Here is a 12,611-nt window from a genome sequence, read left to right on the forward strand (position 1 = left end):
GCAGACTGAGAACAACGCAAAGGAGCAGCACATGACAGCCCGAACCGACCCACAGCTCTTCGACCCCACACGATGGGAGGGCCTTCTGGCCGATGTCGCCCGCCGGCACGAGGTGCCGGGCATCGTGGCCGGCGTTCTGCACGTCGATCCCGTCTCAGATGCGGAGCAACGGTTCGTTGCCGCCACCGGAATCTCAAACCTGCGCACCGAGGTCGGCACCGACCGGACCACGCTGTGCCAGATCGGGTCGATCACCAAACTCCTCACCTCGACGATGATCATGCAGCTCGTCGACGAAGGGAAGCTGAGTCTGGACACTCCGGTCTCGGAGATCCTTCCCGACCTGAGTTTCGCTGAGCTCGATCCTGCCGAACTCACCGTGGAGCATCTGCTCACCCACACTTCGGGCCTCGACGGTGACCTCTTCACCGACACCGGCCGCGGAGACGACTGCGTCGAGAAGTACGTGGCCACATTGTCCGAGGCGAAGTCACTATTCAGCCCGGGCACCGGATTCTCCTACTGCAACTCCGGCTTCGTCATCGCCGGACGCATCATCGAGGTCCTCGACGAGGTGAGCTGGGATCGGGCCCTGAACATCCGGATCTGTCAGCGCCTGGGCAACGAGCACATGTTCACCCTGGCCGAGGACATCATGTCCCACCGTCACCAGCACGGTCACGTCGCGGTTCCCGGCACCGACACCTGGATGCCTGCACCGGTCTCCCAGATTACTCGCTCCATGGGACCCGCAGGACTGGTGACCTGCAGCACGGACGATCTGCTCGGCTTCGGTGCCGCCGTCCTACGTTCGGGACGGACGAGCACGGGGGTGCCGATCCTCAGCCAAGACTCCCTTCGGCTCATGTCCGAACCGCGGCACACCCTCATCGATCAGGCAGCATCCACCGCGCCTCAGTGGGGGCTGGGCTGGATGATCGATGAGTGGGAGGGCCAGAAGCTGCAGTGGCACGGGGGCACCACGATCGGCAACAACGCCTGGTTCCAGGTCCTGCCGGCGTCCGGCCTGGCCTTCGTCGTCTTCTGCAACGGGGGTGTCGCAGCGCATGCGGCCGCTGAGATCTACGGTGCCTTCGCTCGCACCTTCGCCGGAATCGACGCCCCTCCGGCGACCCGGCCCCGGTCGGATCGACCGGCGGCCGCGATACCCGAGAGCCGCCTCGGCGATTATGCCGATGCGAGCACTGCACTCACGGTGCTGCGGACCGACGACGGCACCTATAGGGCTCGCATCCGCAGCTCCCTGGGCGAAGGTGACGAGGCACCGGTGCAGACGATGGATCTGCATCCGTCCGGTAACGAGGCCTTCGTCCTCGGCCGGCCCGATGCCCGCAGCGCGTGGATGCCGATGGCATTCGCCGAGGTGGACGGCAGGGACGTCGCGTACGTAGGCATCCGCTGCCTGCCGCGGGCCGAGGCCGGACCGGACTCGACGGACACGGAGTCGGCCGACGCGCCCGTATCGGGGGACGACGCATGAAACCGACGATTCTCTTCACCGGAGGACGGTACGTCGACCCGGCCAGCGGGGTCGATGAGATCAGCGATGTCCTCATCAGGGACGGTCGGATCGCCGAGGTGGGGCCGGCCCTGGCACACGATGACGCCGAAATCGTCGATGCGTCCGGTCTCATCATCGGGCCCGGTTTCATCGATCTGCACTCGCATGTCAATTCCATCGCCGGGCAGAGGCTGCAGGCCATGGACGGTGTGACCACCGCGCTCGAGCTCGAAGCGGGACTGCTCCCGGTCGACCGTGCGTACACGCGGGCGGCGGAGGAAGGACGTCCGCTGCACTACGGGTTCTCAGCATCGTGGGGCATGGCGCGTGCGGCGGTGCTGTCCGGGCTGCACTTCGATGCGGACCTGGTCAGCGGTCTGTCCATGCTCGCCGATCCGCACTGGCAGGCAGATTCCAGTCCCGTTCAGCTCTCCCAGTGGCTCGGGTTGCTGGAGACGGAGTTGGAGGCCGGAGCGCTGGGTGTCGGCATTCTTCAGGGGTACGCACCGCGCACGGATCCGCGGGAGTACCTGGCGGTGAATGAACTCGCGGCCAGGGCCGGGGTGCCGACGTTCACCCATGTGCGTGAGATCGTCGAGTCCGATCCGACGACTCCGTTCGACGGCACCGAGGAGGCGGCGCGGGCCGCGATGGAATTCGGCGGTCAGGTCCACCACTGCCATGTCAACAGCACCTCGCGTCGGCACATCGATCGGGTGCTGTCGACGATCGATCGGGCGCAGGAGGGCGGAGCGAAGCTCAGCGTCGAGGCCTATCCCTATGGGGCGGGCAGCACGGGGATCGGTGCTGCGTTCCTCGCACCTGAGCGGCTGCCGGCCTGGGAACTGACCCCGAGCAACATCGTTCTGGTCGCCACCGGTGAGCGCATCCGCGATGAGGCCCATCTGCGTCATATCCGCGATGCGGATCCGGGGGCTTCATGCATCGTCGAATTCCTCGACGACGACGATACCGGGGATCGGGAGCTGCTGGCGAGTTCTCTGGCCTTCCCCGACAGCATAGTCGCCTCCGACGCAATGCATGTGACCTGGCCCGACGGTTCCACAGATACCCGTGCGTGGCCGCTGCCTCCGGGAGGCAGGACCCACCCGCGCACAGCGGGCACCTACGCTCGATCGCTGCGCATGATGGTCATCGATCATGGGGTGTGGACGTGGTCGGAGGCCTTCCGCCGCTGCAGTCTGCTGCCTGCCCAGGTGTTGGAGAGTTCGGTGCCGGCGCTGCGCAGGAAGGGCCGCATCGGAATCGGAGACGATGCCGACATCGTCGTCATCGATCCCGCCGAACTGCGGGACCGGGCCACCTATCTCGACAGCACCCGCACCTCAGAGGGTGTGACTCATCTGCTGGTCGACGGTGAGTTCCTCGTCCGGAACTCCGAGCTGGTGCGCGATTCCTATGCGGGGCGAGGCCTGCGCGCCGAGGCGGGGTGAGAGCTGTCAAGCGATCGGCGGAGTCCAACCAGAGCAATTCTGTATCGGCTGTACCGTCCGTATCGTTTGTCGGCAGCATCCGTGCCTGTCCTGATGACGGCGTGGGTCCGCGGGAAAGCGACCTCAGATCCGGTCCAAGGCATCGCTCAACACACTCTCCGTGTCTCCGCCCAGTTGCGGCGCGGCCACGGCGTCCGCCACGGTAGACCCACCGAACTGCAGCGGCACTCGCGGGGCCAGCACTCTGCCCACTCCGGGCTGATCGATCTCGGTCAGCAGCGGATTCTGCACCGAACAGCGCGGGTCGTCGTTGACAAGTTCTTCGAAGGTCTGGAAGCCACCGACCAACACACCGGACGCTTCGAGCGCCTCCTCGGCCTCAGCCAGGGTGTGCTCCGCGAACCACGGGCGCACCACAGCATCAATAGCCTCCCGCGCCTCGAACCGACCGCCCTCGGTGTTCAAATCCACGTCCAGCAGGGGCCCGATCATCTCGAGCTTCTCGCTCAACCCCGTCGCCTTGCCCAGGCCTCGCCAGTGCTTGTTCGAGATGACCACGACCATTACTTGTCGACCATCCGCACACTCGAACGACTGACCATACGCCCCATACAACCCATTACCTAAAGCACCACGCGTCTTCCCCGTCGCCTGCACCTCGGCGATATAGCCGAGATTGCCGATGGTGGCGAGCATGACATCCGATAAAGCCAGGGTGATCTCCTGCCCCTTGCCCGAGGAACGACGATCGAGTTCGGCGGCCATGATCCCGTTGGAAATATAGAGCCCCGCAGCAACATCCCATGCCGGCACAGCATTGTTCACAGGCCGCTCGTCATCACCGGTGATGATCGGGAAACCACTGGCCGCATTCACCGTGTAATCAACTGCCGGGGAACCGTCATGCCACCCGCCCAGGCGGAGCATCACTAGGTCCTCGCGATGCTGCTTGAGATTCTCATAGCTCAACCACCCACGAGCTGGCAGGTTCGTGATGAGTGTGCCCGCCTCGGCGATAAGGTCGGTAGCGATCCTCTGGCCCTCCTCTGACTTGAGGTCGAGCGTGACCGAGCGCTTCCCTTTGTTCAGGGATGCCCAGTAGATGCTCGTGCCGTCATCGCTGATCGGCCACCGATTCGCATCGATGTTCCCGCCGATCGGGTCGATGCGGATGACATCGGCGCCGAGCTGCGCGAGCGTCATCGACCCCAGCGGGGCTGCGACGAATGCAGAGATCTCGACGATTTTGAGGCCGGTCAGGGGTGCGGGGCGGGTATCGGACATAGTGGTGCTCCTCAGTTCTTCGTCGTCACCGTGGCGGCGATCGCGGTCTTCCCGCCTGGGGCGATGGCCTGCAGTTCGTGGGTGCCAGATTCGGTCTCTCTGCCGACGAGGTGGATCTGTTCGTTCGCGAACAAGGGGGACTTCGCGGTGAACCGGTACCCGGTCACAGCCGCCTCGGGGTGGGTGGACATGAACGCATCAAGCAGCAGCGTCGCGGTCAACGGTCCGTGCGTGACGAGGCCGGGGTAGCTTTCGACCTCGGTGACGTACGGGTGGTCGTAGTGGATGCGGTGGGAGTTGAACGTCAGCGCTGAATACCTGAACAACATGACCTCATTCGGCCGGACCGAGCGCGACCAGTCCCACCCAGCGGGGGCGGGCGAATCTGTTCGTGGCGGCTTCGCTGCTGACCCGTCCGGCACTGAGGTGGCCTCGCGGTAGACGATCGTGTGCCGATCCGTCGTGGCAGGCCTTCCGTCCGCGGTGAGCTCCTGGCGGAGCACGACGAAGCACAGGCGCCCGGTGCTGCCGGTCTTCTCCGTGATCGATTCGATCGTCGTCGTCCGCTCGATCGTCTGCCCGGGCAGGATCGGGGCGTGGAAGGTCAGGTCGCTGCCGGCCCACATCCTCCGTGGCAGTGGCACCGGGGGCATGAACCCGCCGAGTGCGGCATGCCCGTCGGCTCCGAGTTCGCTCATCGGCACATCGTCTTCGGAGAAGTGCAGCCAGTGCCCGAGCGGGAACAGCGGCGCAGCCGGGTCCCCGTCATGGCCGAGCAGGGTCGCCAGGCGTGCGGCTCGTTCCCCGTCGGCGGTTTCGGTGGCGGTGGCGCTGCGGCCGGCCCAGTCCTGGAGGTTCGTCTCACTCATCGCAGTCAAATTCCAATCGGTAGTTCGTGAAAAGCACCCACAACCTGCTAATTACTACGTGACGGCGGCGCAGATACCTGGCGCCAGGTTGCTAGGCCGCCGTCAGGTAGTAATTCAGCGGCCTAAGAGTTCGTCGGAGATGATGCGCATCTGGATCTCCGACGAGCCCTCGAAGATCTTCGTCAGCCGGGCATCTCTCCAGTGGCGTTCGACGGCGAAGTCCTTCGTGTACCCGGCACCACCGTGGATCTGCAGCGCCTCCGAGGTGACCTTCTCGCTCATCTCTCCGGCCAGGTACTTCACCATCGCCGCTTCCTTGTCGCAGCGACGACCCGAATCGATCTCCGTGCACACGTGGTACATCAGTTGCCGGCACGCCTCGATCTGAGCGGCCATGTCCGCGACCTTGAACCGCAGATGCTGGAAATCAGCCAACGGATGGCCGAACTGCTCGCGTTCTTTCAGGTATTTGATCGAGTCCTCAAGTGCCGCCTGCGCCAACCCGATCGACCTAGCCGCCGTATGGGCGCGGCCCACTTCGAGACCGGACACCGCCTGGTAGAAACCGCGTCCTTCCTCACCGAGGAGGGCATCGGCAGGCAGGACGAAGTTGTCGAACGACAGCTCCCACGTCTTCCACCCGTGATACCCGATCTTCTTCGCCGGCGCCCCGGAGATCCCCTCGGGGAAGGTGCCGCGTTCCTTCTCGACGAGGAACACCGAGATCCCCCGATGCCGCTTCTCCTCTGTGGAGGTGCGGGCGAAGAGGATGATGTAGTCGGCCTGATCGGCATACGTGCACCACATCTTCGTACCGTTGATGACCCAATCACCATCGGCATTACGTTCGGCCTTGCACCGCAGGTTCGCCACATCCGACCCAGCCTCAGCCTCAGACAGGGCGAAGGCACCGAGGTACTCACCACTGGCAACCTTCGGCAACAGACGGGCCTCCTGCTCAGGAGAGAACCCACCACCCATGCCGTTGCCGCGAGCCAACAGCCCGGCCACGGACATCCAGGCGCGGGAGAGCTCCTCAGCAACAAGGCAGTACTCGAACACACCAAGCCCCAGTCCCCCGTACTCTTCGGGGATGAGGATGCCGAAGAACCCCATCTCCGCCATCTGCTTGACCATCGACTCGGGGAACTGCCCTTCAACAGGGTCGAGTTCGTTGGCGATGGGCAGGACGACATCACGGGCGAACTCGCGGGCGAGCGCCTGGATCTCGAGGCGCTCCTCGGTCATCATGTGCGGAGTGTCCGGACGCGGACGCGGCTTATGAGTCATCTTCTGCCCTTTCTGGGGTCTTCGTGTCTTCTTCGATTCGTATCACTGTCCGACCACCGCCGGCTGAGCCGCCCATTCTCGGAGGACGGCGGTTTTGATCTTCGAGCCGTTCGTTCCCGCGGTGACGGGCATGGTTTCAACCAGACGGACTTCGGTCGGGACCTTGAAGCTGGCGAGCTGCTGTCGGCAGTACTGCCGGATGTCCTCAGGTTCGGGAGTAGTTCCGGGCACTGGCTGGACGAAAGCGACTACTTCGGGCTCGCCGACGTCGCTGCTGCGCCCGACGACCTTGACCAACTCGATGTCCGGATGGGTGATGAGGTGCAGCTCGATCTCTGCGGGATCGACGAGGAACCCCCGCAGACGGATGACGTCACCCATTCGGCAGACGTATTCGAAGGCTTCGGGCCCATGAGCGCGCCCGAGGTCCCCCGTCTGGAACCATCCGTCGGAGGTGAAGTTCTTCCTTCCTTCTCCCTGATCACCGAGGTAGTGGTCGACGACGTTGGGACCCCGGAGTTGGACTTCACCTTCCGAGCCTTCGGACACAGGCTGGTCCGTGACCGGATCGGCGATGCGGTATTCGTAGCGAGGGTCGACGAGGCGACCGCCTCCCGAATACCGCAGCTCTTCCGGGGTGTCGTTCGGCCAGAACGAAGTGAGTGCGAAGACTTCGGAGGATCCGTAGACGCCGACGGTGCGGGTGCCGAACTGTTCGGCCGCCCATTCGGCGATGTCGGCGGACATTCCTTGGAAATCGGCCACGCCTGCCCACCGCCACGATTCGAGTTTCGTGCCCGTGTCTTCGCAGACCTTGCGCACTCGGGAGAGCATGTCGTCGGCTCCGACGAAGTGTGAGCCGGAGAAGGTGCTCCAGGCCCGGACGAGTTCTTGTTCGTCGAAGACCGGGTGAAGGAGGACTGCCGCTCCGCCGAAGAGCGCCCCCATTCCCGCCGAGTATCCGAAGACGCCCGAGTACGGGAGGGGTTCGACGAGGACGTCACCGGTGGTGAAGCCGATTCGAGAGGCGACCTGCTGGGAATGAGTGATGACGGCGGACTCCCGGTGAGCCGCGAGCTTCGGCATCCCCGTGGAGCCGGAAGTCGTGAAGGCAACCGACAGCCGGGATTCTTCGGGTGCGGCCGCGGCGAATGAAGTCGCTGCCTGATCGATGGTTGACGACTCCGCGGGGACGAGCACCGCCCCAGCGCCGAGGTCGTAGTCCGCGATCGTGGGTTCGCTCGCGGCTCCCGGCACCGCCCAGACGAATGCCTTCGGCGGGGTGAACGGCTCCCCCGGTGAACGGTCCTGCTGTGCGGCAGTTTCCTGGTCCACCTCGGCGATGGCCTTCCGTGCGGTAGCGAGGAAGTCGAGGTTGCGGAATCCGTGGGCCACGACGAGCACCTGCGGGCGGGCCTTGGTGAGGACGTGCCCCACCTCGGCGACGTTGTAGCGGGTGTTCACCCCGATCACGTGGGCACCGAGCGCGGAAGCCGCGAACTGCCACGCATAGGTGTCGGACCAGCTTGGCAGCCAGACCGCGATGCAGTCGTTCGGGCCGACACCGTGCTCGGCGAGCAGATCGGCGAACTCGTTGGTGCGGGCGAGCAGATCCGAGACACTGATGCGCACGTGCCCGGACTCGGTACCTTCGCTGGCGGCATCGGTCGGCAGCGGATCGATGAGAGCCGTCCGCTGTGGGTCGGTTTCGGCCCAGGATTTCAGATGACCGAAGAGAGTGGTGGGCGAATTCATGAGCGGGCGGCCTCCAATTCTTCGGTCTTGCGGTCAACGCTGCCGGAATCGGCCCCGCCGGAATCGGGAAGATCGGTATCGGCACCGCGAGTGCCGGCACTGCGCACCCAGGAGTCGACCGCCTCGGCGAAGTCCGGCATCTCCTCCATCGGATAGTGCCCGATTCCCGGCAGGAGAACGAAGGTGCCTCGAGGGATGGACTCGGCGTCACGGCGGATCGCTGCGGTGTCGATCCACAGGTCGTCCTCACCGGCGACGAGGACCGTCGGGCAGGTGACACCGGGCAGGCCCGCGCTGACGTCGTGGCGGCCCCAACCGATGAGATCAGAGTTCGACACGATCGGGTCCTCCCTGCAGTGCATGCGGGCGATGAGCTCTCGCCGCTCTTCGTCGATTGCCGAGCCGACGACGGCTCGCGTCCCCCAGTAGGTTCGATCGCCGCGAGACGGCGTCGAGATGTCGACGAGCTCACGTGTCAGGCCTCGCAGCGAGACATGACCGGGACGGGATCCGGCGGCCATGGCGATGGCCGCGATGATGCGTTCACCGGCGCGCCCGGCCAGGTCGATCGTGATCTTGCCGCCGATCGAGCAGCCGACGGCGACGAACCGATCGATCCCGAGCTGGTCGAGCACGTCAAGACCGAATCGTGCGTATTCGCCGAGGTCGGTCACCGGGCCATTCTTCGCCGGCTCCGTGCGGCCGTGCCCGGGCAGGTCGGGAACGATGACCCGGTAGCCGACGGCAGCGAGGTCCGCCGCCACGTGGCGGTACTGGACTCCGGACTGTCCTGCGGTGTGAACAGCGAGCAGCGGCGTCGCGTCGATGTCGCCCCAGTCCTCGACGAAGGCGATGCGGTCGTCGATGATCAGCTGGTGAGCGCGGAGGGTCGTCGCTGCCGGAGCGTTCGTGTAGTTCAGTGTCGTCATCTCAAGCCACCTGCAGATTCGTGTCGAGGACGCGTTCGGAGCCGACATAGCCGGCTGTGACGGCCATGGCTCGAGCGTGGTCGATGATGCGGATCAGTGCGCTGGTCATGCGCAGGTACTCGTACCCGGATCCGGAGGAGCGCATCCTCCCGCTCATCGCGGTCTCCATGAAGCGGTTGCGCTCGGCGGTCACGAGATCAACGAAGACGTCGCCGGGGATGGAGAGCACGAAGTCAGCGCCGAGGATGGAGCGGGCGACGACCTCGAGCACGTGACCGCGGTAGCAGCGAAAGTGCACTGGGCGACCGCCGATGGCGATGCCGATCGTCCCGTCGTAGGCCTCGATGAGTGTGGAGAACTCGGAGTCCTCACGCAGGCGATCGCGCAATGCGCTGTTCCAGCCGGCGCTGCCGGGGCAGAGCAGTTCGGACACGTCGTCGCTGTTGTCGATGGCTTCAGCGAAGGCGAAACGCACCGAGGCGGAATAGGCGGCGTCCCCTTCGAGGTGAACTGTCACCTCGGTCCGCAGCTCCTGTCCCTTTTGAGGCAGGACGGCCGTCACCACTGCAGACGGGGAGACGAGTTCGCTGTCGTCGGTCTGGGCCTCGCCGTTCGTCTCCAGCTCAGCCGAGACCAGTCGGACCGACTGCCCCAGCTCCTGACCGATCGCCTCGGCAACGGAGTCGGCCAGCGACAGCGGACTTGACGCAGCCAGTGCGTCAGCATCGGCGAGCAGTCTTCGGCCGGGTTTGAGCGGGGTGGTCATGAAAGTTCCTTCCGGGTGTGCTTATGAGTGCAGGTGAACTTATGAGTAGATTGGTGCCCATGGAGGACACCCCAGCCAATGCGAACCGGCGGCGAGCAGCGCCGAGATTCATCGACCGTGACACGGTTGTCCACGCTTCTCTCGAGGTGTTCTCCGCCCAGGGGTTCCACGGTGCGTCGACGCGGCAGATCGCGAAGGCGGCGGGCACTTCCTTGTCGAATCTGTACAACTACTTCGGGTCGAAAAGTGAGATCCTCGAGTTCGTGCTCGAAGAGACGGCGCGAACCCTGGCCGATTCGCTCGAGGAAGCGGTCGGCGCAGCGGGAACGAACCCGTTGTCGAGGCTCGAGGCCGCGGTGCGTGCCTACGTCGATTTCATCGTGGCCCAGCCCCGCGCCTCGGTGGTGGGCATCACCGAATTCCGCTACCTCGAGGGGGAGAACCGCGCCGAGGTGGTCACCGAAAGAGACAGGACGGAAGCGGTGTTCCGGGCTGCGATCGGTGACGCTGCTGCCGCCGGAGAGTGCGAGGTGCGCAATCTCGGCTCGGCGGTGCGCGGCGTCGTCACCCTCTGCAACTCGATGTCCACGTGGTACCGGCCCGACGGTGAACTCTCGCCCACCGAACTCGCCGATCTGCAGGTCGACCTCGTCTTCGGTCTGGTCCGTGCCGCCAAGCGGCCTGCCTCTTCCGACTGACATCATCCGAGCCGTTCGACCGTTCGGGCATCGGCCGCGTCGACGGCGGGCGGGAACGAGAATCGCGCCGCGTCCCATCCGGATTCGAGCGACGACCAGAAGAAGAACGAGACTCGACGCTCTTGGAATCGCCACCCGTGTGCCGTCCTGACCATCGTGTCTTCGTACCGACCCGCCGCGATCTGGGATTCGCCGTCGACGACGCAGGGCTGGAGCAGCCAGGTCGTCCCCGCCGCAGTGTCTCCGTCGAGCTCCACGGTTTCGTTGGAGCTGAAGTGCCACCACGATGTCACGGTCGAGGAGTTGAGCTGTGGGAAGAACTCGAGCATCTCCGCACGGCCGCGTGCAGTGGACAGACCGACGAACGCGCCGTCCTCGGTGAACGTGTCGGCGAGGTCTTCCCAGCGACCGTCATCGAGTGCCTGACAGTACCGGGCGCGGAGCTGCCCGATCTCGTGGATGTCTTCGAGGCGAGTGATCCTCTCTTCGAGGGTCAGAGTCGTCTCAAGCATGTTCGGCCTCCTCCGCAGTTGTCGGTTTCGCAGCCACATCGAGCTTGCCTGCTTCCCGAAGTTCGCGTTCTTCGATGTCTGCGGCCGTCTCATGCAGGTTCGTCTGGAAGCGTTCCCTGATGGAGTACACGGCGACGAAGGTGATGACGGCCATCGCGATGATGTAGAGGGAGACACTCGCCGAGGTGCCGGTCGCTTCGATGAGCGAGACCATGATCATCGGTGCGAGACCACCGGCGAAGACACTCGCCAGCTGGAATCCGAGGGAGGCGCCGAAGTACCGGACGTCTGCGGGGAACATCTCGGCGAACAGTGCCGCCTGGGGCCCAAACATCATGGCATGCAGGGTGAGGCCGACGATGATGGCTGCCGCAACGAGGAACGGATTGCCGGTGTCGACGAGCCAGAAGAACGGGAAGGCCCACACGGCCATGAGAACGGTGCCGAGCAGGAAGATCTTGCGGCGGCCGTGTCGGTCGGACCAGGCCCCGAAGTAGGGGATGGTGAAGATCTGAGTGGCGACGGCGAGGCAGACGATCATGATCATCGTCGTCTGAGAGAGCCCGACATTCGCGGTGCCGTAGGACAGCATTCCGGAGATCATGATGTAGAAGGTGCCGTTGACGACGAAGAATGCGCCGGCAGCCTGCAGAATCTGCTTCCAGTACAGCCGCAGGGCGCGCAGGAAGGACACACGCGGCATCTTCGTACCGGCGGTTGCGGCCTCCGCCTTGGCCTGCATCGACTTGAAGACCGGGGTCTCTTCGATCTTCATCTGCACGAAGATTCCGACGGCGACGAGGAGGATGCCCGACAGGAACGGCACGCGCCAGCCCCACTCGATGAAGGCGCCTTCATCGACGAAGAGCAGGATGCAGAGGAAGAAGGCATTGCCGATGATGATGCCGGCGACGGTGCCCAGCTGGACGAGGGAGCCGTAGAAACCACGACGCTTCAGCGGCGAATGCTCGGTCAACAGCAGCGTGGCGCCGCCCCATTGTGCGCCGACGCCGAGTCCTTGGACCAAGCGTGCGGTCACCAGGAGGATCGGCGCCCAGATTCCGATTGTCTCGTGGCTGGGCAGCAGTCCGATCGACGTTGTCGCGAGCCCCATGACGATCATCGAGGCGACGAGCGGTCCCTTGCGGCCGAACTTGTCGCCGAGAGCACCGGCGATGATGCCGCCGACGGGACGGGCGATGAAGCCCACCGCGAGGGTGCCGAACGAGGCGATGGTTCCCAAGGCTCCTTCGAGCGAGGGGAAGAAGACATGGCCGAAGACGAGCGCCGAGGCGGTCGAATAGATGAGGAAGTCGAACCACTCGAGCGCTGTGGCGATGACAGATGCGGCAGCGAGGCGGGTCATCTTGCCTTCGTCGGGTGTTTCGAGTTTGGTCGTGGTCATGCCGGACGTGGTCGCGTCAGGGCCGGTGGGCGAGTTGGGTGCTGATTGCATTATCACTCCTCATTGAGCAGGGAAGAACGTTCGTTCTTGTATGCTGAGTATGACAGAGGCGCTCCACCCAGGCAAC

Annotated in this window: 11 protein-coding genes; 3 read left to right on the forward strand and 8 right to left on the reverse strand. The window is 64.8% G+C overall.

Going from position 1 to position 12,611, the window contains the following annotated elements; genetic code table 11:
• Positions 1-31 precede the first annotated feature (31 nt).
• Together HK108_RS09920 and HK108_RS09925 are read left to right on the forward strand one after the other, a co-directional pair.
• On the forward strand, positions 32-1,501 hold the full coding sequence (locus HK108_RS09920; protein ID WP_181271397.1) for a serine hydrolase domain-containing protein: 1,470 nt from the start codon (positions 32-34) through the stop codon (positions 1,499-1,501).
• Positions 1,498-2,976, forward strand: a complete 1,479-nt coding sequence (locus HK108_RS09925; RefSeq protein ID WP_181271398.1) for an amidohydrolase family protein — start codon at positions 1,498-1,500, stop codon at positions 2,974-2,976. Before HK108_RS09920 ends, HK108_RS09925 begins: the two co-directional genes overlap by 4 nt.
• A 123-nt stretch (positions 2,977-3,099) precedes the next feature.
• On the opposite strand, the gene HK108_RS09930 is transcribed toward HK108_RS09925, so the two are convergent.
• The 6 genes from HK108_RS09930 to HK108_RS09955 all read right to left on the reverse strand — a co-directional run bounded on the left by HK108_RS09930 (position 3,100) and on the right by HK108_RS09955 (position 9,869).
• Positions 3,100-4,260, reverse strand: a complete 1,161-nt coding sequence (locus tag HK108_RS09930; RefSeq protein WP_181271399.1) for a CoA transferase — start codon at positions 4,258-4,260, stop codon at positions 3,100-3,102.
• A gap of 11 nt (positions 4,261-4,271) precedes the next feature.
• Positions 4,272-5,129, reverse strand: a complete 858-nt coding sequence (locus HK108_RS09935; protein WP_181271400.1) for an HTD2 family dehydratase — start codon at positions 5,127-5,129, stop codon at positions 4,272-4,274.
• A gap of 114 nt (positions 5,130-5,243) precedes the next feature.
• Positions 5,244-6,419: an acyl-CoA dehydrogenase family protein gene (locus HK108_RS09940; RefSeq protein WP_181271401.1), complete on the reverse strand. Its 1,176-nt coding sequence runs from the start codon at positions 6,417-6,419 to the stop codon at positions 5,244-5,246.
• A gap of 42 nt (positions 6,420-6,461) precedes the next feature.
• Entirely contained in the window at positions 6,462-8,174 is a 1,713-nt protein-coding gene (locus HK108_RS09945; protein ID WP_181271402.1) for an AMP-binding protein, read from the reverse strand.
• Entirely contained in the window at positions 8,171-9,103 is a 933-nt protein-coding gene (locus HK108_RS09950; RefSeq protein WP_229664057.1) for an alpha/beta fold hydrolase, read from the reverse strand. Before HK108_RS09950 ends, HK108_RS09945 begins: the two co-directional genes overlap by 4 nt.
• Before the next feature lies 1 nt (position 9,104).
• Positions 9,105-9,869: a hypothetical protein gene (locus HK108_RS09955; protein WP_181271404.1), complete on the reverse strand. Its 765-nt coding sequence runs from the start codon at positions 9,867-9,869 to the stop codon at positions 9,105-9,107.
• A 59-nt stretch (positions 9,870-9,928) separates the two neighbouring features.
• Here HK108_RS09955 and HK108_RS09960 point away from each other — a divergent pair, with 59 nt between their 5' ends.
• On the forward strand, positions 9,929-10,567 hold the full coding sequence (locus tag HK108_RS09960; RefSeq protein ID WP_181271405.1) for a TetR/AcrR family transcriptional regulator: 639 nt from the start codon (positions 9,929-9,931) through the stop codon (positions 10,565-10,567).
• A 2-nt stretch (positions 10,568-10,569) separates the two neighbouring features.
• Here HK108_RS09960 and HK108_RS09965 read toward each other — a convergent pair whose 3' ends face one another.
• The gene (locus HK108_RS09965) at positions 10,570-11,079 is read right to left on the reverse strand and encodes a nuclear transport factor 2 family protein (protein ID WP_181271406.1); all 510 of its coding nucleotides are present in this window, start codon (positions 11,077-11,079) and stop codon (positions 10,570-10,572) included.
• Positions 11,072-12,535, reverse strand: a complete 1,464-nt coding sequence (locus HK108_RS09970) for an MFS transporter (protein WP_219922300.1) — start codon at positions 12,533-12,535, stop codon at positions 11,072-11,074. Before HK108_RS09970 ends, HK108_RS09965 begins: the two co-directional genes overlap by 8 nt.
• Between the last annotated feature and the right edge of the window lie 76 nt (positions 12,536-12,611).

The organism is Brevibacterium sediminis (assembly GCF_013623905.1).
Taxonomy (GTDB): Bacteria; Actinomycetota; Actinomycetes; order Actinomycetales; family Brevibacteriaceae; genus Brevibacterium; species Brevibacterium sediminis.

Bases quoted from the DNA above. Each gene is read 5' to 3' on its own strand.
- HK108_RS09930 (WP_181271399.1), bottom strand. From the start codon at position 4,260: ATGTCCGATACCCGCCCCGCACCCCTGACCGGCCTCAAAATCGTCGAG.
- HK108_RS09940 (WP_181271401.1), bottom strand. From the start codon at position 6,419: ATGACTCATAAGCCGCGTCCGCGTCCGGACACTCCGCACATGATGACC.
- HK108_RS09955 (WP_181271404.1), bottom strand. From the start codon at position 9,869: ATGACCACCCCGCTCAAACCCGGCCGAAGACTGCTCGCCGATGCTGAC.
- HK108_RS09945 (WP_181271402.1), bottom strand. From the start codon at position 8,174: ATGAATTCGCCCACCACTCTCTTCGGTCATCTGAAATCCTGGGCCGAA.
- HK108_RS09925 (WP_181271398.1), top strand. From the start codon at position 1,498: ATGAAACCGACGATTCTCTTCACCGGAGGACGGTACGTCGACCCGGCC.
- HK108_RS09950 (WP_229664057.1), bottom strand. From the start codon at position 9,103: ATGACGACACTGAACTACACGAACGCTCCGGCAGCGACGACCCTCCGC.
- HK108_RS09970 (WP_219922300.1), bottom strand. From the start codon at position 12,535: ATGCAATCAGCACCCAACTCGCCCACCGGCCCTGACGCGACCACGTCC.
- HK108_RS09960 (WP_181271405.1), top strand. From the start codon at position 9,929: ATGGAGGACACCCCAGCCAATGCGAACCGGCGGCGAGCAGCGCCGAGA.
- HK108_RS09965 (WP_181271406.1), bottom strand. From the start codon at position 11,079: ATGCTTGAGACGACTCTGACCCTCGAAGAGAGGATCACTCGCCTCGAA.
- HK108_RS09935 (WP_181271400.1), bottom strand. From the start codon at position 5,129: ATGAGTGAGACGAACCTCCAGGACTGGGCCGGCCGCAGCGCCACCGCC.
- HK108_RS09920 (WP_181271397.1), top strand. From the start codon at position 32: ATGACAGCCCGAACCGACCCACAGCTCTTCGACCCCACACGATGGGAG.